Annotated in this window: 24 protein-coding genes; 10 read left to right on the top strand and 14 right to left on the bottom strand. The window is 34.7% G+C overall.

The features are described from left to right. Positions 1-22 precede the first annotated feature (22 nt). Together ACXX8U_RS12055 and ACXX8U_RS12060 are read right to left on the bottom strand one after the other, a co-directional pair. Positions 23-790 (bottom strand): TIGR03915 family putative DNA repair protein, encoded by a 768-nt coding sequence (locus ACXX8U_RS12055; protein ID WP_458566049.1) that lies wholly within the window; start codon positions 788-790, stop codon positions 23-25. Then, positions 768-2,048 carry a putative DNA modification/repair radical SAM protein gene (locus tag ACXX8U_RS12060; protein WP_458566050.1) on the bottom strand — a complete coding sequence of 427 codons (1,281 nt, stop codon included), beginning with the start codon at positions 2,046-2,048 and terminating at the stop codon, positions 768-770. Before ACXX8U_RS12060 ends, ACXX8U_RS12055 begins: the two co-directional genes overlap by 23 nt. 150 nt (positions 2,049-2,198) lie before the next feature. On the opposite strand from ACXX8U_RS12060, the gene ACXX8U_RS12065 reads away from it, so the two are divergent. Beyond that, entirely contained in the window at positions 2,199-3,401 is a 1,203-nt protein-coding gene (locus ACXX8U_RS12065; protein ID WP_458566051.1) for a helix-turn-helix domain-containing protein, read from the top strand. A 28-nt stretch (positions 3,402-3,429) separates the two neighbouring features. Here ACXX8U_RS12065 and ACXX8U_RS12070 read toward each other — a convergent pair whose 3' ends face one another. After that, positions 3,430-3,603: a hypothetical protein gene (locus ACXX8U_RS12070; protein ID WP_458566052.1), complete on the bottom strand. Its 174-nt coding sequence runs from the start codon at positions 3,601-3,603 to the stop codon at positions 3,430-3,432. A gap of 338 nt (positions 3,604-3,941) precedes the next feature. On the opposite strand from ACXX8U_RS12070, the gene ACXX8U_RS12075 reads away from it, so the two are divergent. From ACXX8U_RS12075 to ACXX8U_RS12085, 3 genes are all read left to right on the top strand, one after another. Next, positions 3,942-4,298 carry a putative periplasmic lipoprotein gene (locus ACXX8U_RS12075; protein WP_458566053.1) on the top strand — a complete coding sequence of 119 codons (357 nt, stop codon included), beginning with the start codon at positions 3,942-3,944 and terminating at the stop codon, positions 4,296-4,298. A 103-nt stretch (positions 4,299-4,401) separates the two neighbouring features. Then, entirely contained in the window at positions 4,402-4,884 is a 483-nt protein-coding gene (locus tag ACXX8U_RS12080) for a DoxX family protein (protein WP_458566054.1), read from the top strand. Positions 4,885-4,886: 2 nt separating this feature from the next. Next, positions 4,887-5,246: a hypothetical protein gene (locus tag ACXX8U_RS12085; protein ID WP_458566055.1), complete on the top strand. Its 360-nt coding sequence runs from the start codon at positions 4,887-4,889 to the stop codon at positions 5,244-5,246. A 17-nt stretch (positions 5,247-5,263) separates the two neighbouring features. On the opposite strand, the gene ACXX8U_RS12090 is transcribed toward ACXX8U_RS12085, so the two are convergent. Next, positions 5,264-5,902 carry a pyridoxamine 5'-phosphate oxidase family protein gene (locus ACXX8U_RS12090; protein WP_458566056.1) on the bottom strand — a complete coding sequence of 213 codons (639 nt, stop codon included), beginning with the start codon at positions 5,900-5,902 and terminating at the stop codon, positions 5,264-5,266. 324 nt (positions 5,903-6,226) lie between these two features. On the opposite strand from ACXX8U_RS12090, the gene lepA reads away from it, so the two are divergent. Then, entirely contained in the window at positions 6,227-8,023 is a 1,797-nt protein-coding gene (gene lepA / locus ACXX8U_RS12095) for a translation elongation factor 4 (protein ID WP_458566057.1), read from the top strand. A gap of 76 nt (positions 8,024-8,099) precedes the next feature. Here lepA and ACXX8U_RS12100 read toward each other — a convergent pair whose 3' ends face one another. Then, positions 8,100-9,017 (bottom strand): 1-phosphofructokinase family hexose kinase, encoded by a 918-nt coding sequence (locus ACXX8U_RS12100; protein ID WP_458566058.1) that lies wholly within the window; start codon positions 9,015-9,017, stop codon positions 8,100-8,102. 304 nt (positions 9,018-9,321) lie between these two features. On the opposite strand from ACXX8U_RS12100, the gene thiL reads away from it, so the two are divergent. After that, positions 9,322-10,368 carry a thiamine-phosphate kinase gene (gene thiL, locus ACXX8U_RS12105; protein ID WP_458566059.1) on the top strand — a complete coding sequence of 349 codons (1,047 nt, stop codon included), beginning with the start codon at positions 9,322-9,324 and terminating at the stop codon, positions 10,366-10,368. Between the two features lie 42 nt (positions 10,369-10,410). Here thiL and ACXX8U_RS12110 read toward each other — a convergent pair whose 3' ends face one another. The 5 genes from ACXX8U_RS12110 to ACXX8U_RS12130 form a co-directional block, all read right to left on the bottom strand. Beyond that, on the bottom strand, positions 10,411-11,112 hold the full coding sequence (locus ACXX8U_RS12110) for a response regulator (RefSeq protein WP_458566060.1): 702 nt from the start codon (positions 11,110-11,112) through the stop codon (positions 10,411-10,413). Between the two features lie 17 nt (positions 11,113-11,129). Beyond that, the gene (locus ACXX8U_RS12115) at positions 11,130-13,154 is read right to left on the bottom strand and encodes an ATP-binding protein (RefSeq protein ID WP_458566061.1); all 2,025 of its coding nucleotides are present in this window, start codon (positions 13,152-13,154) and stop codon (positions 11,130-11,132) included. A 115-nt stretch (positions 13,155-13,269) separates the two neighbouring features. Then, the gene (locus ACXX8U_RS12120) at positions 13,270-13,515 is read right to left on the bottom strand and encodes a 3-oxoacyl-ACP reductase (protein WP_458566062.1); all 246 of its coding nucleotides are present in this window, start codon (positions 13,513-13,515) and stop codon (positions 13,270-13,272) included. A 178-nt stretch (positions 13,516-13,693) separates the two neighbouring features. Further along, on the bottom strand, positions 13,694-14,503 hold the full coding sequence (locus ACXX8U_RS12125; RefSeq protein WP_458566063.1) for a LytR/AlgR family response regulator transcription factor: 810 nt from the start codon (positions 14,501-14,503) through the stop codon (positions 13,694-13,696). A 356-nt stretch (positions 14,504-14,859) separates the two neighbouring features. Continuing rightward, positions 14,860-16,401 (bottom strand): glycine--tRNA ligase, encoded by a 1,542-nt coding sequence (locus tag ACXX8U_RS12130; protein WP_236362340.1) that lies wholly within the window; start codon positions 16,399-16,401, stop codon positions 14,860-14,862. 97 nt (positions 16,402-16,498) lie between these two features. Here ACXX8U_RS12130 and ACXX8U_RS12135 point away from each other — a divergent pair, with 97 nt between their 5' ends. Next, positions 16,499-17,182 (top strand): ComF family protein, encoded by a 684-nt coding sequence (locus ACXX8U_RS12135; RefSeq protein WP_458566064.1) that lies wholly within the window; start codon positions 16,499-16,501, stop codon positions 17,180-17,182. Between the two features lie 209 nt (positions 17,183-17,391). Further along, positions 17,392-18,000, top strand: a complete 609-nt coding sequence (locus ACXX8U_RS12140; RefSeq protein ID WP_210788114.1) for a superoxide dismutase — start codon at positions 17,392-17,394, stop codon at positions 17,998-18,000. A gap of 361 nt (positions 18,001-18,361) precedes the next feature. On the opposite strand, the gene ACXX8U_RS12145 is transcribed toward ACXX8U_RS12140, so the two are convergent. The 4 genes from ACXX8U_RS12145 to purN form a co-directional block, all read right to left on the bottom strand. After that, positions 18,362-20,260, bottom strand: coding sequence for an amidophosphoribosyltransferase (locus ACXX8U_RS12145; protein WP_458566065.1), 1,899 nt, complete (start codon positions 20,258-20,260; stop codon positions 18,362-18,364). 123 nt (positions 20,261-20,383) lie between these two features. Beyond that, positions 20,384-21,307, bottom strand: coding sequence for a PfkB family carbohydrate kinase (locus tag ACXX8U_RS12150; protein ID WP_210788116.1), 924 nt, complete (start codon positions 21,305-21,307; stop codon positions 20,384-20,386). Positions 21,308-21,402: 95 nt separating this feature from the next. Beyond that, entirely contained in the window at positions 21,403-21,885 is a 483-nt protein-coding gene (gene rnhA / locus ACXX8U_RS12155; RefSeq protein WP_458566066.1) for a ribonuclease HI, read from the bottom strand. Between the two features lie 2 nt (positions 21,886-21,887). Then, positions 21,888-22,478 carry a phosphoribosylglycinamide formyltransferase gene (purN, locus tag ACXX8U_RS12160; protein ID WP_458566067.1) on the bottom strand — a complete coding sequence of 197 codons (591 nt, stop codon included), beginning with the start codon at positions 22,476-22,478 and terminating at the stop codon, positions 21,888-21,890. A 176-nt stretch (positions 22,479-22,654) separates the two neighbouring features. On the opposite strand from purN, the gene ACXX8U_RS12165 reads away from it, so the two are divergent. After that, positions 22,655-22,891 carry an acyl carrier protein gene (locus ACXX8U_RS12165; RefSeq protein WP_007137004.1) on the top strand — a complete coding sequence of 79 codons (237 nt, stop codon included), beginning with the start codon at positions 22,655-22,657 and terminating at the stop codon, positions 22,889-22,891. Between the two features lie 177 nt (positions 22,892-23,068). Continuing rightward, positions 23,069-24,322 (top strand): beta-ketoacyl-ACP synthase II, encoded by a 1,254-nt coding sequence (gene fabF, locus ACXX8U_RS12170; protein ID WP_458566068.1) that lies wholly within the window; start codon positions 23,069-23,071, stop codon positions 24,320-24,322. Positions 24,323-24,325 lie beyond the last annotated feature (3 nt).

Genomic DNA, 24,325 nt, shown 5'->3' on the forward strand with positions numbered 1-24,325 from the left:
AAATACGGAAATGTTAGCAAGTCTAAAACATTTTCTTTTCGGTTAAGTACTTCCAATAGCGCTTTGGAACGTGTTGTACGTGAAGCTTAGTGTTTTTGCGTTCTTTTATATTGGTATGGTCAAAATATTCCCACCACAATTTTTGGTAATTGATTTCAGTATCTGAGAAAATTTGGTTGTTTTTATCGTCTAATGATTTGATGTCTAAATCCATCATCACAATTTCGGCATCATTCAAATCGTAATACACCCCATATTTGCGACGTAAATCATAAATTATCCATTTTTGATCTTGGTATCGGTTTTTAAAATGCCTTATGATTAAAGTTAATACATCAAAATCAGGATCGATTTTAGCAAAAAAAATACCGTCTTTCAATTCTTCGAACCGAATAAAAGCCTCCATTCGATGTTTCTCCCGACCTACATTTTTAGTAAGTTGTGAAATTTGGAGCACACTATCATTCGAAAAATTCTTCATCACGTTGACAGTAGGATTTTGAACCGCATAATTAATAACGTCAAAAATAACATCTTCAACACCCGTTTTTTCAGATAAAAAAGCCCAAATAATACACCTAACGCCGTCGCTGCCCAATTGTGCTTGTAATTTTTTCATCACCCGATCTGATTTGGAAACATCGGTAATAATTTCAATCTTTTCGGCAAATAAATGCTGTTGCAGATCGTCTTTTTTTATGATTTTGGGATTTAAATATTTGAATTCAAAAATTTCGAAAACGGCAGTCAATAAACCCTCAAAAGTATTATCGTAAGAAAGTTTCGTCATTGAGTAGTGATAATTGATTATCAAATGGCTTTTCGAACTTAGATTTCATATCGCCCAGGATTATTTCTTTTAAATTCAGGGCGTTTAAGAATTTCAAATGGGTATTCTCGTTGCTTACTGAAATAAAATATTTAGCTCTATTTACCGATACGCCAATCTTTTTTAGGTGTTCCATTGTCAAGTTTTGAAAACGTCTGGCATATACAATTTTATGTGCCGATTTTACGCCAATCCCTGGTACACGCAAAATCATTTCAAGCGGCGCATGCTGAATAATTACTGGAAACTGGGTAATATTTCGCAATGCCCAACCCATTTTTGGATCGACTTCTAAATCCAGAAACGGATTGTTTTTTTCGAGAATTTCATTGGCTTTAAAGCCATAAAAGCGCATCAGCCAATCGGCTTGATAGAGTCTGTTTTCGCGAACCAAAGGCACTTGTGCGCCTATTGCCGGCAAACGAGCATCATTAGAAACGGGAACATAACCCGAATAATACACACGCTTGAGATTAAAATTATTGTAAAAATGATCTGCGACCTGAATGATTTGGAAATCATTTTCCTGCGTTGCGCCTACAATTACTTGCGTGCTTTGACCGGCAGGAGCAAATTTAGGAGTGCTTTTGAATTTTTTCTTTTCTTCTTTGTATTGAATCAGCTCATTTTTTACAAAACGCATCGGCTTAATCATATCCTGATGGTTTTTATCCGGAGCCAGTAATTTCAATCCAGATTCCGTTGGGATTTCGAGATTCATACTCAATCTATCCGCGTACAAACCCGCTTCACGCATTAACTCGTCACTAGCGCCTGGAATACTTTTTAAGTGAATGTACCCGTTAAAATTTTGTTCCAAACGTAATTTTTTAGCTACTCGCACCAAGCGTTCCATGGTGTAATCGGCATTTTTAAAAATTCCAGAACTTAAAAACAAGCCTTCGATATAGTTTCTTCGGTAAAAATTAATAGTCAAATCAACCACCTCATCAACCGTAAATGCAGCACGCTGAATGTCATTACTGCTTCGGGTAACACAATAGGCACAATCATAAATACAAAAATTTGTAAGTAGAATTTTAAGCAATGAAACGCACCTGCCGTCTTCTGTATAGGTATGGCATATTCCTGTTGAGGAGGAATCACCCAGACCTTTGCCAGTGTTTTTTCTGTTGCCGCCACTAGAGGAGCAAGACACGTCATATTTAGCCGCATCTGCCAGGATTTCTAGTTTATCTTTAAGTTTATCGAAGTTCAAATTTGCTGTTTTTTTCTAGAATAAGAAGTACAAAGTTAGCTATAATTAAAATTCTTACTGTTTTATTTTGAGTTAATTAACACTTTTAAAAAAGTAATAACAAGTACAACAAGACATTACAAATAATACTATTTTTACATAAAAACTCAAATGCTTTTTACTTTTGGCTTTTACAGTTCCGTTTTACTTATTTCGTTTACGCAAGGAATTGTATACAGCGTTTTGTTACTTGCAAAAGCTATCAAAACCGACAATAAATCGAATTATTGGTTGAGTTTTTTCATTTTTCTGTGTAGCCTATATATTGCACCGTGGATGCTTGGTTTTGCAGGCTGGTATGACAATCAACCCTATCGAGATATTTTATTTTACACTCCTTTCCAACACCATTTATGGATAGGTCCTATCATCTTTTTTTACACCCAAAGTTTACTGAATCCCTCATTTAAATTTTCTAAAAAAGAAGCGTTACATATTTTGCCAGGATTACTGTATCTTATTTACATTATTGCTATTTGGATTTACGACCAATTCATTTTGGGCAATTACTATTTCTATGAAAACGGAATGGACAAAGACTTCGAGGAATGGTATCAAAAACTAGGTTTACTCTCGATGATTGTATATTTTATATTGAGTATCAGATATTACAATATATACAAAAGACTGATGTTTCAGGTTGTGAGTTATGCTGATTCGGTTTTGTTTAAATGGATTCAAACGTATTTGATTGCCTTTTTAGTAATGTTACTTTTACCAGTAGTTTTTGATAGTATAGGATACTTTTTTCCTGAAATAAAATCCTATCAAGGCACTTGGTGGTTTTATCTTTTCTTTTCGACTGTGATGTATTACATTGCCATTACGGGATATTCTAATCCTACAAATGCTACAATACCGTTTAAAATGTCTTTTTTTGACAAAAGCCCTATTCTTTTATTGGACAACAGCAGTGCAGATAATATGGAAACGAGTATTGACATTCAATACGAGACGGTAGAGAACACTGTTTCACCCGAAATGGAACATTGGAAATCTAAAATAGAAACCTTAATTCAGACGGAAAAACTGTATCAAAATCCCGATTTAACGCTTACCGATTTGGCAAAAAAATTAGAAACCAACGCTTCTGTTATTTCTAAAACGATCAATCAAGGTTTTCAAATGAACTTTAATGATTACATCAATAATTTCAGAATTGAAGCGGTTAAAATCAGTTTGTCAAATGGTGAACACAAAAAATCTACTTTGCTAGGAATTGCTTACGATTGCGGTTTTAATTCGAAAGCTACATTTAACAGAGCGTTCAAAAAAAATACTGGTAAAACTCCGAAAGAATACACCAATGAATAAGATTTTCCGCCAATAAAAAAGCAACTATTTATTCGGCATCAAACCGTTCAATAGTGTTTTTTATAAACTGTTTTTCGTAGTGACGGTTACGTCTGTTCTTTTTTTCTGTGGCTCTTTTTGCGAGACGCTTATCAGAAACTATTTCATTCAGTCGGTTTAAATCATCAATGTGACTTATGTCATTTAGGGAATTCCTTTTCATAATTCGATGTTGTTAAAAGTTCAGGAATTTATTGTTTGGTTTTGTTTTCCAAAATGTAACTGCTCTTGAACATAAAAGTAAGTAGCCTACAAAAATGTTTCCCTACAACAAGCGTTAAATTTGAATCTGCTTTCTACTTAAGAAGTGCATTTATCAACCGTAATTCAAAATCAAGAATAACAACAAAGATTTTTGAATAAAAAACTGTCGAAAAAAACATTATCAGCTTTTACGGTACTTCACAGTAAAATTAAACTAGTCTCAAATCATAATTTGAAGCGATTGGTGCTGATTTATGGCGCAACTTTGCCATGTTATTGATCACTAAAAAACTAATTATGAAAACGATCCTCGTATTACTCGCAACTGCTTTACTTATTACTTCTTGTAGTGTTTTTGATTCGCTTACGTCAAACACAACTATTAAACCAAACGAAAGTTTTGTATTAGGAAATAATGAACACGGAACGTTCAAAGTAAAACTTAAAAACGTTTCTAATCACGATTTAAAAATTATCATGGCTCCACTTGCTGGAGGAACACATTCGCCGATTACCGTTAAACCAAATGAAACTGTAATCGTAAAAGCAGAAAGAAATACCGCATTACGAATTGAAAATAAATCCAATGAAGTCGCATCAGTCGATTTGTATGTAACAGGAGATACTGGCTTTTCTATGGGATATAAAAACTAACCCTTTTAATGGCAATGGAAATGCAAAAATTCAATGGCAATGGCAAAATTCAATAGCAAAATTCAATAGCAATATCAATAAGAAAATCAAAAAATATAACACTATGGAACTACTTACCAAAATCACCAAACCTATTTTGTTACCACATTGGTCACAAGATCTATTTATTGCTATTCCGCGAATCGTTTGTGGGTACTTGCTGGCTCTAAATTTTGGAGCCGATAAATTTGGAATGCCCTGGTCACCCGTTGATGCTAATTTAGGATTGTTTGAAGTCGCTTTTTGGTTTCCCGGTGATTTGGCAAGTTATGGTGGGATTTTTGCCATTGCGCCAACTTTTTTTGCTTGGATTGGCGCTTTTGCAGAAGCTGTTGGCGGATTGCTACTGTTATTTGGATTTCAAACCCGTATTGCCTCTTTCTTAATAATTTGTACTATGCTAGTCGCCATATTCATGCAACAAATACAAAATGGACTGTGGAATTGCCTTGCCGCCATGGGATTTCTTTGGGTAGCGATGTTCTTTTTGATACTAGGGTCAGGCCGATTTGGAATTGATTATGTACTAACTAAAAACAAAGCTTAATTATGAAAACTAAAACGATATTTCTAGCACTTGTACTTTCTTTATTCTTGACAAATTGCGTTCAAAAAACCTTTAAAAAAACCGTTATTTTTACTTTGGATGCATCCGAAATGAAAAATGTAAAAAAAGTAGCCATTCGTGGAAAAGACAAACCATTGTCTTGGGGTGAAGCGACCGAAATGAAATTGAATGCAACCAACAACACCTATCAAATAACAACCACATTTGTTACTGGTTATAAATTTACAGAAATAAAATTTGTGGTTAATGACAGTTTAGAATTTGAAAATGAAGATAACCGCAGAGTCCTTTTCTCTGAAAAAGACACTACGTATTACAAAGCGAAGTTCAATAAAAGATAATTTCCAAGCTCTATATGCTACGGAACTGCCCAAAAACTATCTTGTAAAACACTGTTTTCATAAAAGAAATTTGCTTTTCTGTTCCCGGTGAAGTCGAGGTATAAAAATTCAAGTTCATAGACGGCACAAGCAACAACCGTGAAATTTTCTTGAAACAGATCACTTTCAATTTCTGTGGGCTTTAGGGTCGAAAAACGTTCTTCAAACCCCAATGTTGGTTGGTCTGATTTTGTGTTGGGTGGTTCCAATGTCATATAACCCAATCGGGCTTGCGGACTGGTTGCCTTCCAACGATCATTTGATAAGGCATCGTTAGTGTGTAAAGCGGCATGCGCTTTCACAACAATTTGAACCCGTTGACGCGCATCGTAAAACAAGAGTGAAATGCGATTGTCTTTTTGTAAATCATAACATTTTCGGGAGCGATTGTCCGTGTGGAAATATACGGTTTTGTTTACCTCATCAACTTTTCTGTTTACTACAATTCGTAAAGCGACAGTGTTGTTTTCATTTAGGGTACCAACGCACATGGTTCGGAAACCGTTTTTTTTCTTGACTGAACCGTTGACTAATTTTTTCCAAGCTAATGTTTCTAGCTCTTGTAAGTTGTAAGAAGTGTCGTTTATGGTAATAGAATCTTGTGCTGAAGTTGGCATAAATAGATGGTATAAAAATTCAAATGTAACTGCAAGGTGCTCTTGTAAATACGAGCAAAAATACAATAAGAAAGATCCTAAAATGGAATTGCTAAAAAATTAAATTTCAATTGCAGTAACATTAGGCATTGTTGAATCTCTCATAAAAAACTTTTAGCCTATATTTGCAAATTAATTGACTCTTAGTGGGGTTTTGCGTGAGGGATAGCAGCGGCATCCTTTTGTGAAGTGCTAACGGAACAAAAGATAAAGCGCATAGCCCGACGGCTTTTTCTGCCGGCACGCCCACAAGTTGACAAGCAAATTTATTGATATTTACTGAAAATGAAACACATAAGGAATTTTTGCATTATTGCACATATTGATCACGGGAAAAGTACGCTTGCAGACCGTTTACTAGGTGCTACACAAACTGTAACTGCTCGTGAGGAAAAGGCGCAATTGCTTGACAATATGGACTTGGAGCGTGAACGTGGTATTACAATTAAAAGTCACGCCATTCAGATGGAGTACACATACAAGGGTGAGGAATACATCTTGAACTTGATTGACACTCCGGGACACGTTGATTTTTCGTATGAAGTTTCTCGATCTATTGCGGCTTGCGAAGGTGCGCTTTTAATTGTGGATGCAGCGCAGAGTATTCAGGCACAAACGATTTCAAATTTATATCTGGCTTTAGAGAACGACTTGGAAATTATTCCGGTTTTGAACAAAGTAGATTTGCCAAGCGCCAACCCTGAAGAGGTGAGCGATGATATTATTGACTTATTGGGTTGCGACCTAGAGGATATTATTCACGCCTCTGGAAAAACTGGTTTTGGTGTCGAAAATATATTAGCAGCTATTATTGAAAAAATTCCTGCTCCAAAAGGAAATGTTGACGAGCCTTTGCAAGCTTTGATTTTTGACTCTCATTACAACCCGTTTAGAGGTATTGAGGTTATTTTTAGAGTAGTAAATGGTGAAATTAAAAAAGGGCAAAAAATTAAATTCATGGCTACTGGCAATGAATATTTTGCTGATGAAATAGGTACTTTGAAACTCAATCAAGTACCAAAACAAGTGATCTCAGCAGGTGATGTTGGGTACTTAATTTCTGGAATTAAAGAGGCGAAAGAAGTAAAAGTAGGTGATACACTTACGGATGCAAAAACGCCAACAACAAATATGATTACGGGTTTTGAGGATGTAAAACCAATGGTTTTTGCCGGTATTTACCCTGTTGACACAGAGGATTATGAAGATTTGCGTGCCTCGATGGAAAAACTACAATTGAACGATGCTTCGCTTGTATTTTCAGCTGAGAGTTCAGCAGCTTTAGGTTTTGGTTTCCGTTGCGGATTCCTAGGAATGTTACACATGGAAATTATTCAGGAACGTTTAGAACGTGAATTTAACATGACTGTAATTACCACGGTTCCTAACGTTTCGTACTTGGCATATACCAAGAAAGAACCTGATACAGCTATCATTGTAAACAACCCAAGTGATTTACCCGAGGCTACAAAATTAGACCGTGTTGAAGAGCCTTACATCAAAGCTACGATTATAACCAAAGCTGACTTTGTGGGCAACGTAATGAGTTTGTGTATTGAAAAGCGCGGGCAAATTACCAATCAAACCTATTTGACAACAGAGCGTGTTGAATTGAATTTTGACATGCCACTGGCTGAAATCGTATTTGATTTTTATGATAGGCTAAAAACCGTTTCCAAAGGATACGCTTCATTTGATTATTCTCCGATAGGAATGAGAGAATCTAAACTTGTAAAAATGGATATTTTGCTCAATGCAAATCAATTAGATGCGCTTTCAGCCTTGATTCACGCAGATAACGCCTATAATATTGGTAAAAAAATGTGTGAAAAATTGAGAGAATTAATTCCAAGACAACAATTTGAAATCCCAATACAAGCCTCAATTGGTGCTAAAATTATCGCTCGTGAAACGATCAAAGCATTGCGTAAAGACGTTACCGCAAAATGTTACGGTGGAGATATTTCACGTAAACGTAAATTATTAGAAAAACAGAAAAAAGGTAAAAAACGTATGCGTCAAGTAGGAAACGTTGAAATTCCGCAAGAAGCATTTATGGCTGTTTTGAAGTTAAATGACTAGTTTACTTTAGAAAATAGAATAAAGAACAAAGAATATAGAGAAAACCTGACGATGAAAATTGTCAGGTTTTTTCGTTTTACATATTACTGAGTAATCGCATCACATCTTCTACTTTAAAAAGTTGAGTTCCTTCGTTCATAGTTGCTGCAGAACCACAAGCAACTCCCATTTGTATCACTTCTTTTAAAGTTTTGTTTTGAGACAATGCCCACACCATACCACCGACCATACTGTCGCCAGCTCCTACGGTGCTTTTCTTTTCTACTTTTGGTGCTTTAACAAAATGAGTTTCGTCTTGAGTGACTAAAATGGCTCCATCAGCTCCCAGTGAAACCACAACAATTTCAGCACTTTTATTTTCAATTAATTGTTTGGCTGCTTTTTCAACTTCTGGTAATTCTAATCGTTCGACACCAATTAATTTTGCTAATTCGCCAATGTTGGGCTTAATCAAGTAGACCCCCTTTTCTAACACTTTTTGCAGTGGTTCACCAGATGTATCAATAATAACTCTGATGTTAGAAACTTTGGCTATTTGGGCTATTTGTTGGTAAAAATCAGTTGTTAATCCTTCGTTTAAGCTTCCGCTTATTACCAAGTAATCCGTTTTTAAGTCTTTTACTTTATGCAAAATTTCATCTTGTTCTACTTGAGATAACTCATTTCCTGGAAAACCAAAACGGTATTGCGATTGTGTTTCAGAATCAAAAGCAATAAAATTTTCTCGTGTCCAACTTTTTGTTCTTATCAATTCAAATTGCAAACCTTCTTTTGTAATTAATTCTTCGAGCAATTCGCCAGAAGAACCACCAGAAGTAAAAATGCATTTGGACGCACCTCCTAATTTTGCAATGGCTTTAGATACATTTATACCGCCACCACCAGCGTCATAGCGCGGTTTTCCGCATCTAATTTTTTGCTCAGCGATAAGTCCAGTAAAATGAGTTGATTTATCTAAGGAAGGATTTATGTTTAGCGTAGTTATTGTTTTCATGAAAAATATTTTACAATCATAAAGATGCGAAAAAATCTGTGCTAATCTGTGTAATCTGCGGCAAATTATCTGAAGATGTATGTACGGTTAGCGTTACGAATGTTTTCATGAAAGATATTTTACAATCAAAAAGAAGCTAAAAAATCTGTGCTAATCTGTGTAATCTGTGGCAAATTATCTGAAGATGGATGTATAGTACTAGTTACGATTGTTTCAATGAAAGATGTTTAACAATTAAAAAGATGCGAAAAAATCTGTGCTAATCTGTGTAATCTGTGGCAAGAAAACTTTGTACCTTTGCAAAATGATAGAAGATAAAAATCCACAGCGTACAAGTATAGCTCAATTAGGAGAATTTAGACTAATTGATCATTTGACTAAAAATTTTGAAATCAACCAATCATCAACCTTAAAAGGAATTGGAGATGATGCAGCCGTTTTAGACTTCAAGGACAAAAAAGTTGTTGTTTCAACCGATTTATTGATTGAAGGAGTACATTTTGATTTGGCTTACATGCCTTTAAAACACTTGGGATATAAAGCTGTTGTAGTCAATGTTTCGGATATTTGCGCTATGAATGCCAAGGCAACTCAAATCACTGTTTCGGTTGCCGTTTCCAATAGATTCCCGTTAGAAGCTTTAGAAGAATTGTTTGCTGGTATTACACATGCCGCAGCTGAGTACAATATTGATGTAATTGGTGGTGACACCACATCATCTCAAAAAGGATTAATAATTAGCATTACTGCCATTGGAGAAGCAAACGAAGATGAAATTGTATATCGTAATGGCGCTAAAGAAACCGATTTGCTGGTTGTTACTGGAGATATTGGTGCTGCTTACATGGGATTACAAGTTTTGGAACGTGAAAAACAAGTTTTTCAAGTGAACCCAAATTCACAACCTGATTTAGACGCTTACACTTATCTTATCGAACGTCAATTAAAGCCTGAAGCACGCAAAGATGTTCGTACATTACTGCATGCACTTGAAGTAAAACCAACCGCAATGATTGATATTTCAGACGGACTTTCCTCTGAAATTATGCACATTTGCAAACAATCAAAAGTAGGTTGTAATTTGTATGAAAATAAATTACCTATTGACCCTCAGTTTATCAATGTTTGCGAAGAGTTTAATATTGATAGCACCACTGTTGCCATCAACGGAGGTGAAGATTACGAATTGCTATTTACGATCTCGATTCAAGATTTTGAGAAAATAAAAGCCAATCCAAACTTTACAATTATTGGTCACATGACCCAAGAAAGTGAAGGAATTCATTTAATTACAAGAGCGAATACTAAAATCCCGCTAAAAGCGCGTGGTTGGGATGCCATTAGTGAATAAATAAAACTAAAAAACGACACTTTTGGTGTCGTTTTTTTTATACTAAAATAATAATCCTTTGTTTTTAGCTTCTACAACTAAGGCGCTGTAGTCGTTGTATTCAACACTTAAAAGTTCTTTTAAGTTGACAATACGCCTTTCAATAGCCCCTACCGATATCGGAATATATTGCACCATGTTTGTAATACTTGTACCTTTTGATAGATGAAATAAAATTTGTTCATCAAATTGATCAATTTCTATCGCATCAACCTCTGCTAAATTGAGCATTTTAACAACTGATTCGCTGTAGTAATTATCGCTATTTATAATTTTATCAAAGGCAAAAATCAATTCATCAAATGTCAAATCATTTTTGATAACGAGTCCAGCAGGGTTAATTGTATTAATAATCGTTTTAATTTTTAATAATTCCGTGTACATAGTTAACAGAATTATTTTACAATCCGGCATCTTATCCAAGATTAATTTGGCCACATCCTCACCTGAGTAGATTTGTTTTTCCTCAAATGCAGGCATACTAATATCTAAAAAAGCAATATCAAAAACAGGACTATCTGGGTTTGTTATAATTTCGTATGCGGATTCGCAATCCTTAGCTTGCGTAATTAAAAAATCATATTCGTTTGGATTGTATCGTGTTATGGCATTTTTATAACCCTCAATTATAAAACGATGATCATCAACTATTAATATTTTTTGTGTTTTCTTTTGTTTTTCAACAGATTCAATCTCGCTTCCCATTCTTGTTCTTATTGTATTTAAGCAATTGGCAAAGTAACTGTTACAATAGTCCCTTGCAATTTTGCTGATTTAATATCGACAACACCCTCACACTCGTTAGTTCGGAACAAGATATTTTGCAAACCTATTCCTTTCTTAGCTGTTTTCACATTGAAACCCTTGCCGTCATCAGATATTCTCAAGACCAAATGATCTTCTTCTTTCTTGAGATCAACATTAATTTTTAAGGCTTCGGCGTATTTATTTGTATTTTGCAAAATTTCTTGTATTATTCGATACAAATTAATTTTAACGGTGTTACTAACCAACTCCCAACGGATAGTAGCATCCATATTTACTATAAATTTTGACTTATAGGTTTTCTTCTGTTCTTCAAATAAATTATTAACGATTGCAACGAAGTTATTAATTAATTCTGATTTTTCCCTATTCAAATCATGTGAAATTTCACGAATGTCCTGCTCAATATTTTTTAATTCCGCTAAGTAATTGATTCTTTGTGATATAGCCAAACCGTCTTGCTGCTTATTCAAACCATCCAGATTCATACGTACGCCAAACATTCGACCCAATACCCCATCATGCAATTCGCGAGCAACTCTCTTTTTCTCTTCAACTCTGCTTACTTCAATGGCATTTTGCTGCGAAATCATTAAATTATAAATCTCTTCATTTGCTACTTGTTGCTGTTGTTTAAATAACAACTCTCTGTTTTTTGCTTTTTGCGTTTTAATTTTAAAAATTAACAATCCTAAAATACCAAGTCCTGAAAAAAGATATACTAAATTTCTGTTTTGTTGCGCTAGTTCATTGTTTTCACTTTTAATCTCGTCTGTTTCAAACTCAATTCGGGTAAATTTATCACCCATTTTTCGCTCTGCTTTTTGAAGACTGTCGTTAATATGAATATATTGTTTGGTATAGCTAGCTGCTTTTTTGGGCTCTATAACAGCTAATTGCTTAAGCGAAGCTAATACATTTCTGGAATTTTTGAACCTCTGGGCTGCTGCAAGTGCTTCTTTGGAATATTTTAATGCTGTCATAGTATCCTTTTTAGACGCAAAATATTCAGACAAGTGAATTTTATTTGTGATAATACCAGCTGTTAATTGCAGACTATCTCTCAGCTTAAGGGATAGATAAAACAGCTTGGGTAGTTCCTCAGATTCTTTTATTTTAAATTTTGAATAAGCCAAATTATCCAATAACATAGCATATAATGATGGCTTATCAATTAATAAGTTTTTTTGATCCAGTCCTTGTTTAAAATAAGATATTGCCTGTTTGTGATTATCCATATTTTGGTAAACAAACCCAATATTATTCAATGAAACAGCTTTAGATTGAAATACAGATGGTAACACTGTCTCATCAATATTTAATAAAGCTTTTGTATGAAAATCTACTGCTCTATCGTATTCTTCTCGTTCATTATAAACTATTCCTAAAAGATTATAGGATTCATACAATATATCTTTTATCTTTTTTCCTTTTATAGCTCGTAAGGCATTAAATACAGCTATTTCACTGCCCGAAAAGTCACCTTCACTATATTGCAGCAATGCTTTATTTAATCGTGTTTTAGCCAAATTATAATCATCGTTAAGATTATCATATATTTTATCAGCCAAAGAATAGCAAATATAAGCACTGTCTGAAATGGCTTGAGCACCATAATAATCTCCTAAATATGTATTGGCTCTTGCCATATTCACGGAGTCATTATTACTTTTCGAATTTTCTAAAACAAGGCGTACAGTTTCTTTGTACGCCTTCCAATCATTCATATTATAATATCGGTTAGCAACTTTGAACAAATTTACTTTATTCATCGAATCATTAGGTTGATTGCTGATAATAGCCAATGCTTTTTGATTGTACTGCTGTTTTTTGAAAAGCGGTAGACTATCTTCGTTTGCCATTGAAAGATATGAAGATAAACTATCACTTGAAGATACTTTGGCTGAATTTACTTTTGTTTTTTTGGTACAACAAAAAAACACAAATAGTACTATAAAAAATATGTAGTAAATCTTTTTCAATAGGTATTTTTGAATTTTATCAAAAATAGTGAAATAAACCTATTCACATAAAAAAAGGCTATCAAATTTTGACAGCCTAATAATTTTTATAAAATTGTACTAGATATTGATCTATTTAGTCAAGTTTTTTATTTCCTCCTGCTGATTGATTACCCGTTAGATCTAATTTCTTATTTCCTCCTGCTGATTGATTACCCGTTAGATCTAATTTCTTATTTCCTCCTGCTGATTGATTACCCGTTAATTCAATAGTCCCATTTTTTTCTATTTCAGATAAATTAGAAACCTCTGCGTTAGAAGTAAAAGAAGTTAAAACCATTACTAAAGAAAATAATCCTGATACTAAAATTGCTTTTTTCATAACCTTGGGGTTTTTATGTTTTTTGTTTGTTTTTTGTTTATTTAAGAACCGTTTATTTGTTGATTCCTTTGTAAAACTAAGCAGACAACTTTACTTTTTGCCCGTAAAAACACCCTATATGGTAGATTGCCACCAAATGAAAGTGAATGACACACAATTTTGGGTAGATGGGTACTTTTTATATTTCTAAATAATTTCCATCTGAGAAATCAGTGATAATTGTATCAATATTGGACTTATAAGACTTTGAAAAAGGAAGTTTAACCGTACTATTTTTTATGAAACAAAGCGCATTGCCTGTATGGATTCGTGCAATGTAGTTTCGGTTAATGATATAGCTATTATGAATTCTAATAAATGGACTGTTGAGCGAAGCTTCAAAATGTTTTAGGGTTTTGAAAGCCGTAATCATTTCGCCAGTATTTAAGTGTATATCCGTTGAGTTGTTATCTGCTTTTAAGTAACAAATATCGTTGGTATCTATGTACCTGTAATCACCGTATGATTTGATGCATAAAATTAATGGCTGATCAGCTGGGGTTTGTGCCTCATTATTGGTTGTGACTATATCCTGCCTCGGTAGCGCTTTTTCAACAGAAGTAGGCGTTTCCAAAATTGATTTATTCAATTTCAAAATCAATTTCACCAAATCAATATGCTGAACTGGCTTAATGAGATAATCAGCTACTTCGAACTTAATAGCATCAAAAGCAAAATTTTTAGTTTTTGTAGTAATAATAATTTTCGGAATAACTTTTAGATACCGATGCAGCTCGTTTATTAGTTGTAATGATAAATTACTTTTTTTATTGGCTGGATCAATTTCTAGAAAAACAAGATCAGGTTGGTGTTCTAAAATACAATTTACTCCTTCATCGTAATTATTTGCAGCAGCTATAAAATTTAATTCTGGAAAACGAGAAAGCGCAGCTTTCGTTTCCAAAACACATTCGTGATGATCATCAATAATAATGTACGAATAACTCATTAACGATTTTCCTAAAACAAATAGGACCTGCAAATTAATTTATAAAGCCATTTCGACTTTCGAAAATTTGATAAATAGGGTAATTTTGGGAAACTAATTAAACAAGAATCACTTATTTAACAGTCTAAAAATAAGCAAATAACAATTTTATTAAAGATCTTGTTAATATGTTCTTAACAAATGTTGACACATAAAGATGAACTACAAATAAATCCGATAAAATACATATATTATTCACTCTTAAGCCTGTAAATTCCTATCTAATTACCTTAAACTTCAGCTTTTTTTGCTAAAACCATAAAAAAAGCCTTCCGTTATGGAAAGCCTTTCTTCATGTTTTTATTCTGTAAATTAATCTACATTTTCATCAACCAAGTTTTCATAGAAACTTCGTTTTCTATTATTGCTTTTAAATCAGCAATCGCAACACGGTCTTGTTTCATGGTATCTCTATGACGAATGGTTACCGTTTGGTCTTCGGCAGTTTGATGATCAACGGTAATACAAAATGGCGTACCCAAGGCATCTTGTCTGCGATAACGTCTTCCCACAGCATCTTTTTCATCATACGATACGCTGAAATCCCATTTCAAATCGTCAATAATTTGTCTGGCAATTTCTGGCAAACCGTCTTTTTTAACTAATGGTAAAATGGCAGCCTTTGTAGGAGCAAGTACTGATGGTAATTTCAAAACGGTTCTTGTGGATCCATCCTCAAGTGTTTCTTCTTTTAAGGAAGTAGCAAAAACAGCCAAGAACATTCTGTCTAAACCAACTGAAGTTTCCACAACATATGGTACATAATTTTGATTCAATTCAGCATCAAAATATTGTAATTTTCTACCTGAAAATTGTTCGTGAGCTTTTAGATCAAAATCGGTTCTAGAGTGAATTCCTTCTAATTCTTTAAATCCAAATGGAAAATCAAATTCAATATCAGCGGCAGCATTAGCGTAGTGAGCTAACTTCTCGTGATCGTGAAAACGGTATCTTTCTTTTCCTAAACCAAGTGACAAGTGCCATTTAAGTCGGGCTTCTTTCCAGAATTCGTAATGTTTCATTTCTTCGCCTGGACGCACAAAAAATTGCATTTCCATTTGTTCAAACTCACGCATACGGAAGATAAATTGTCTTGCCACAATTTCGTTCCTAAACGCTTTACCAGTTTGAGCGATTCCAAAAGGAACTTTCATTCGTCCCGATTTTTGAACGTTCAAAAAGTTAACAAAAATTCCCTGAGCGGTTTCTGGTCGTAAATACAAATCCATTGCTGAATCGGCAGATGCTCCCAATTTGGTGCCAAACATTAGGTTAAATTGTTTTACTTCCGTCCAATTTCTTGAACCTGAATCAGGACAAGCAATTTCAAGCTCTTCGATTAAAGCTTTTACATCGGCTAAGTCTTCGTTACCAAGAGAGCGAGCCATACGTTCTAGAATTTCTCTCTCTTTGGCTTTGTACTCCATAACGCGTGCGTTGGTAGTAACAAATTCTTGTTCGTTAAAAGCTTCGCCAAAACGAGTTCGCGCTTTTTCTATTTCTTTTTGCGCCTTTTGATTAAGTTTTTCAGCATAATCTTCTATCAAAACATCGGCTCTGTATCTTTTTTTAGAATCCTTATTGTCTATCAAAGGATCGTTGAACGCATCTACGTGACCGGATGCTTTCCAAGTTGTAGGATGCATTAATATGGAAGCGTCAAGGCCCACGATGTTTTCATTCATCTGAACCATAGCGCGCCACCAATATTCGCGTATGTTCTTTTTTAACTCTACTCCGTTTTGTGCATAATCATAGACTGCACTTAAACCATCGTATATTTCGCTTGACGGAAAAATAAATCCGTACTCTTTTGCATGCGAAACTACATTCTTAAATAAATCTTCTTGTTTTGCCATAGTATTGCAAAAATATAAAAAGTGAACTTAAAAAAAAGCAATTTCTTGGAGTTTGAAGTCCTGATTTGATTAATTTTAGCATTAAAACTCTGATTATATGTTTCAAAGCCTCATTAATCTCTTTTTTCCAAAAGTTTGTTCCGGCTGCAGTACCTTATTATTGGGTACCGAAAATATGATTTGCACTACTTGCCGTCACGATGCGCCATTGACACACCATCATTTAAACCCTGAAAATGATGCTTACAAAAAATTTTACGGTAGGGTTTTAGTCCAACATGCTTCAGCTTTGTTTTATTTTCATAAAAAGGGAATCGTGCAAGAGCTCATTCATAATCTAAAGTACAAAGGCCATGAAGAATTAGGTCCTTTAATAGGTGAATGGTATGCCGCAGATTTAAAAACGGTGGTTGCTTTACAAGACGTAGACCAAATTATTCCGGTTCCTTTGCATCCAAAAAAATTTAAAGAACGCGGCTACAATCAAGTAAGCGGATTTGGAAAAGCACTTTCTGAGCAGCTAGATATCGCTTATAATGACAACCTACTGATTCGAAAAGTCTATTCGAAAACCCAATCTAAAAAAAACTTGCTGGGCAGGTCAGAATTAAACGAGACAATTTTTGATGTTGTTTTTTCTGAAAAAGAGCATAACAAACATTTTTTGTTGGTTGATGATGTACTAACAACTGGCGCTACACTTGAAGCGTGCTCACGTGCTTTATTAAAAATTCCCGGGACAAAAATCAGTATTGTTTGTATGGCTATGGCGCATTCCTGAAAACTAAAAAATTTGATAGGTTGCAAATGGACTCAGTTGCAATAGCTCAACTGAAAAAAATTTAAATTACTTATTACCAATGTTTTAATTCTAAAAATAACCTACTATAATATAATTTAATGAAATTATAACGAAATAGAATTTTCGTTTCCAAACTTTAATGAGTAAATTTGACTGTTAAATTAATTCACTTATAAAACAAACATATTATGGCTTTTGAATTACCACAATTACCTTATGCATACGATGCATTAGAACCACATATTGATGCTCGTACAATGGAAATCCACCATTCTAAGCACCACAATGCTTACACAACCAATTTGAACGCTGCCATTGCAGGAACAGATATGGAAGGTAAAACCATCGAAAATATTTTAATAAACCTAGATTTAAAAAACGCTGCTGTACGTAACAACGGTGGAGGTTTCTACAACCACAACTTGTTTTGGACTGTAATGACGCCAAATGGTGGTGGCTTACCAACAGGAGATTTATTAGCTGCGATTGAAGCCGCTTTTGGAACTTTTGAAGAATTTAAAGCTAGTTTTAGTAAAGCGGGTGCTACACAATTTGGTTCAGGATGGGCTTGGCTTTGTGTGCAAAAAGGAGGAAAACTTGAAGTTTGCGGTACGCCAAATCAAGACAATCCATTAATGCCAGGAGTAGGTTGTGGCGGAACACCTATTTTGGCTATGGACGTTTGGGAACATGCTTACTACTTAAACTACCAAAACAGAAGACCTGATTATATTGAAGCATTTTTCAACGTAATCAATTGGACTGAAGTTTCCAGAAGATATGCTTTAGAGAAATAGTCTTCTGAGAAAATAGAACAAAGAAAATAGACGAGTGAACCTTGAGTTTGTTCGTCTATTTTTTTTTCTTACACCAAAGTTGAATTCTCTTTTAAGACTTTTACTCAAAAAAAAAAGACGAGCCAAAAAACTTAATTTGCTCATCTTTATATCTTACTCGATTTCCTTATTTCTTTTCACTACCTTGACTTTATTCCAATAAAAAAGGTGGAATCTCTTCCACCTTTTTTGCCCCAAATCTACCATAAATTTAACCTACTAATATTATGGTTGTTCAAATGTAACACCGTACTTCAATCACTGCAAATATTTTAGACTAACAACTCATAAAACCGATTAAAAACTATTTAGACTCAAATTATTAGTATGCTCTTGCATCTTTACCTTCATAAAAATTCATAAAGGCTCTATTAACCACACGATTACCACCTGGAGTAGGATAATCTCCTGTAAAATACCAGTCGCCTAAATTTTTAGGACAAGCTATGTGCAAATTCTCTACTGTTTGAAAAATTATTTTCACTTCAGCCTTAATTTCAGGCGAACTTAACATCTCGGCAATTTTATCTGATATCTCCTGTGGATGAAATGGTTCGTAAATAGCAGTAACATAATTGACTACCTCGCTATCTTTGAAATTTTCCTGCGCTTTGCATTTAGCATATACTTCATTTACAATATGATACAAATTGCGTTCTTTCAATAATTCAAGAGCAGCTCTAAAGGCAACTAAACCTTCTAGTTTCGCCATATCAATACCATAACAATCTGGATAGCGTATTTGTGGTGCTGATGAAACAATTACAATTCGTTTCGGGTTCAAACGATCCATCATTTTGATGATACTCATTTTAAGAGTAGTTCCACGTACAATACTATCATCAATAATAACCAAATTATCAGTTGGTTTGATTACGCCATAAGTAACATCATATACGTGCGCAACCAAGTCGTCTCTGCTACTGTCCTCAGTTATAAAAGTTCGCAGCTTAGCATCTTTAATAGCTACTTTTTCAGTTCTAATTTTTACAGACAATAACTCTTGCAAAGACTCTTTGGTCAAGGTATTTCTGTTTTCTAGAATAAAATTATTTTTTCGTTGGTTCAAGAAATCCTGAGCCGCTTCGACCAAACCGTAAAAAGAAGTTTCAGCGGTGTTTGGTATGTATGAAAAAACAGTGTTGTCTGTATCTTCATCGATAGACTCTAAAACGGCAGGCAAAATTAAACGCCCTAGATTTTTTCTTTCCTGATAAATTTCGGCGTCACTGCCTCTTGAGAAGTAAATGCGCTCAAAAGAACACGCTTTTTTCACCGTTGGAGGTAAAATTTCTTTCATAGAAATCGTACCATTCTTTTTGATAATCAATGCATTTCCTGGCTCAATTTCTTGCACCGACTCGAAAGGAACATTAAATACCGTTTGAATCACTGGTCGCTCTGAAGCTACCACCACAATTTCATCATCTTGATAAAAATAAGCAGGTCTGATTCCGGCAGGATCTCTAAAAACAAAAGCATCACCGTGGCCCAAAAGTCCAGCCATAGCGTATCCTCCATCTAAATTTTTAGCTGCACGTGCTAAAATTTTAGCTACATCCAATCGTTCTGCAATTACGGGAGATGCCTCTCTTTTGCTCAAGCCCTCGTTTTTACAATCTTGGTACAAATCAGTAACAGCATTATCAAGAAAATGACCAATTTTTTCCATCACCGTCACCGTATCAGCCATTTCTTTTGGATGTTGCCCCAAATCAATAAGATTCTGAAACAACTCTTTCACATTAGTCATGTTGAAATTTCCAGCAAGAATTAAGTTGCGATGCATCCAATTGTTCTGACGCAAAAATGGGTGTACACTCTCGATACTGTTTTTACCAAAAGTTCCGTATCGAACGTGTCCTAAAAACAATTCTCCAATGTATGGGATTTTTTGTTTTTGCAAGGCGACATTATCAGCGTACTCTGGATGGGCTTCCATTTCTTCGTTAATACGATCGTTGATTTGTTTAAAAACATCTTGAATAGGTTGCGCATGATTGGAGCGAACTCTACTGATGTATCTTTCTCCCGGATCGACATCTAGTTTTATACTGGCGAAACCAGCACCGTCTTGTCCGCGGTTATGCTGCTTTTCCATTAAAAGATACATTTTCTGGATACCGTAAAATGCAGTACCATACTTTTCTTTGTAATATTCAAGCGGTTTAAGTAATCTGACTAAGGCTATTCCACATTCGTGTTTTAAAGCATCGCTCATTGTAAGTAATTTGTATTGTTGTGTTGTTGTAATAATAAGTTAACCAACATAAATTCAGTTTACTAAATAAAATTTACACTGAATTTACGGAACAAAAAAACCCCGTTTCCGAGGTTTCTTGTATTATAGTGTGATATCAAATTGTGTTAATGACTTGAACTGTTGAAGTCGAGACACTACTTCTTCTTTATTCAAAGCAAGCATTCTTTCAGTACCAAATTTCTCTACGCAGAAAGAAGCTAAGTTTGAACCGTGAATGATTGCGTTTTTCATGTTCTCGAAAGAGATGTTTTCGCTTTGGGTCAAATAACCTGCAAATCCTCCTGCAAATGTATCTCCTGCTCCTGTTGGATCAAATACTTCTTCAAGTGGTAAAGCTGGTGCAAAGAAAATTTCTTTGTCATGAAAAATTAGCGCTCCGTGTTCTCCTTTTTTAATCACCACATATTTAGGACCCATGGTGTGGATTTTTGCGGCAGCTTTTACTAATGAATATTCACCAGAAAGTTGTCTAGCTTCCTCGTCATTGATAGTAATTACATCAACGCGTTTAATTACGTCTAGTAACTCTGGCAAAGCACAATCCATCCAAAAGTTCATAGTATCTAAAACTACTAATTTTGGTTGCGTTTCCATTTGATCTAAAACACTGCTTTGTACCAATGGATGTAAGTTTCCTAACATCACAATCTCAGCATTCTTAAAATCTTGAGGCACTTTCGGCTGAAAATCAGCTAAGACATTCAACTGTGTGTCAAGGGTATCTCTTGAATTTAAATCATTGTGGTAACGACCGCTCCAAAAGAAAGTTTTACCACCAGGCACAACTTCAAGACCAGAAATATCAATGTTTCTAGCAGTTAATAAATCTAAATATTCTTGCGGAAAATCGTCTCCAACTACAGAAACAATGGCTGATTGCACATTAAAAAACGAAGCTGATAAACCAATGTAAGTTCCTGCTCCACCTAATATTTTATCTGTTTTTCCAAAAGGAGTTTCAATCGCGTCGAAAGCTACAGTTCCAACAATCAATAATTTATTCATTATATACGTTTCGAATTAAGGGGCAAAGATAGTTTATAAGTTGTAAAGTTGCAATGTGTTGAAAGTGTAATATTGTGGTTCTTTTTGAAAAAAAATCAGATCAATTTTGAATCTTCTTGCTCATAAAAAGCATCAATCGAAAGTTGTTTTTGCATGGATGCCATAACTGCTAATTCATCGCATCTTTCGTTTTGAGGATGATTGTTGTGACCTTTTATCCATTTGAAATTGACTTGATGTTTGCGGTAAACTATTAAAAAACGTTGCCACAAATCGGCATTTTTCCTAGCAGCAAAGCCTTTTTTTTCCCAACCCAACACCCATTTTTTTTCAACAGAGTCGACAACATATTTAGAATCAGAAACCACCAATACCCTTGTACCGGGATTTTTAAGTTTTTCTAAGCCTACTATTACTGCCAAAAGTTCCATCCTATTATTGGTTGTCCTGCGAAAACCTTCATAAAATTCTTTTTTGTAAGGCTTACCCACCCATTCCATCACCACACCATAACCACCATTGCCTGGATTTCCCTTGGCAGCGCCATCTGTGTAAATATGTACATCGTGTGTAGTCATCTTTAACCTTCTTTATTCTCTGCACCAGCAGTAGTTAAGAGCAAATCTTCTATCACTTTTGGAAAATACTCTTGCTCCAGTTTATGAATTTTAACAGCAACATCATGAGCATTGTCTGTTGGTGTGAGAACCACGCTTTGCTGAAAAATGATATTTCCTTCATCATAATTTTCATTAACATAATGAATAGTGATACCAGTTTCAACTTCTTTATTAGTCACAACCGCCTCATGAATGTGCATGCCATACATTCCTTTTCCTCCATACTTTGGTAATAATGCAGGATGAATATTAATTATTTTATCAGGATAAGCATCAATTAAATTGGAAGGAAATTTTAAAAGAAAACCCGCTAAAACGATCCAATCTGGAGCGAAATTTTTTATTTTTTGCAAAACTAAACCTTCATTTAATTCGCTTTTAGAGAAAATTTCTGACGGAATTTCATATTTTTTTACCTTGTCAACCACAAGAGCTTGCGCATTATTACAAAAAACAGCTACTACTTTAGCCGACGTTGTTTTTTCAAAATATTGAATAATATTTTCGGCATTAGTCCCCGATCCAGAAGCAAAAACAACTATCTTTTTCATAAAATCATCAGTTTTGAGAGCACAAAAAAAAGCATAATAAATCAAATTAAATAGCAATGCTTCGGCTTTGTTTAAATATATTTCATAAATTAGACGTCACATTTATTAACTAAATAGTTGTTTTAAAATAAAGTTTTTTATTTTTGCCAACAAATTAAATTCTAAAATTAAAGATTATGTCAGACATTGCATCAAGAGTAAAAGCGATTATCGTAGACAAATTAGGCGTTGACGAAAACGAAGTTGTAACAGAAGCAAGCTTCACTAATGATTTAGGAGCTGACTCATTAGACACTGTTGAGCTTATTATGGAGTTCGAAAAAGAATTTGACATTCAAATTCCAGACGATCAAGCAGAAAACATCGCTACTGTAGGTCAAGCAATCTCTTACATTGAGGAAGCTAAAAAATAATAAAACATGCACCCGTACGCTATTGGTATACGGGTGTTATTATTTTTTTTAAGAAATTAAATTCAAGATTGACATTCAATCGAAAGATATTTATTGTAATACCCATAGCTATTTTGTAGTATTTATACAGTATCAGCATGGGTTTTATTTGTTTAAAGATAACGAAATAAAGAGTTTATGGAATTAAGACGAGTGGTTGTAACAGGTTTAGGCGCTCTAACTCCTATTGGAAATACTATTGAAGAATATTGGAATGGCTTGATAAATGGAGTAAGTGGTGCTGCACCTATAACCTATTTTGACGCTTCCAAATTTAAAACACAGTTTGCCTGTGAAGTTAAAAACTTTAATGTTGAAGACTTTATCGATCGCAAAGAAGCTAGGAAAATGGACCGTTACGCTCAGTATGCCATGGTAGCCTCTGATGAAGCTGTTAAAGATGCTAATTTTGATATGGAAACCCTAGACAAAGACCGCGTAGGCGTGATTTGGGGCTCTGGAATTGGGGGATTAGAAACGTTTCAAATAGAGGTTCTTAATTATTCAGCTGGAGATGGGACACCAAAATTCAACCCGTTTTTTATCCCAAAAATGATTGCTGATATTGCTGGTGGACACATTTCTATTAAATACGGATTCAGAGGCCCGAATTTTACAACTGTTTCTGCCTGTGCTTCATCAACAAATGCTATCATTGACGCTTTTAACTACATTCGTTTAGGTCATGCTGATGCGATGATTACTGGTGGATCTGAAGCCGCAGTCACAATTGCAGGAATGGGCGGATTTAATGCGATGCACGCTTTATCAACTAGAAACGATGATCCAAAATCAGCTTCAAGACCAATGGACAAAGACCGTGATGGGTTTGTACTTGGTGAAGGTGCTGGAGCATTAGTGCTAGAAGAGTACGAACATGCAATTGCTCGTGGAGCTACTATTTATTGTGAAATTGGCGGAGGCGGAATGTCAGCAGATGCACATCATATTACTGCGCCACATCCAGAAGGTTTAGGTGCTAAAAATGTAATGTTGAATTGTTTAAGAGATGCCGGTTTACAACCAACAGACGTAGATGGTGTTAACATGCACGGAACATCAACTCCATTGGGAGACATTGCTGAATCAAAAGCAATTTTACACGTTTTTGGAGAACATGCTTATACCATGAATCTGAATTCAACCAAATCAATGACAGGCCATTTACTTGGAGCAGCTGGAGCTATTGAGACAATTTCATCTATTTTATCATTAAAATACGGAATAATACCTCCAACGATCAACCATACAACAAATGACGAAAACATTGATCCAAGATTGAATTTTACTTTCAATACTGCTCAAAAAAGAGACGTAAAAGTACTTATGAGCAACACCTTTGGTTTTGGAGGTCATAATGCTTGCGTTTTGGTTAAAAAATTAGAGATCTAATTG

This window comes from Flavobacterium sp. GNP001, from assembly GCF_054343775.1.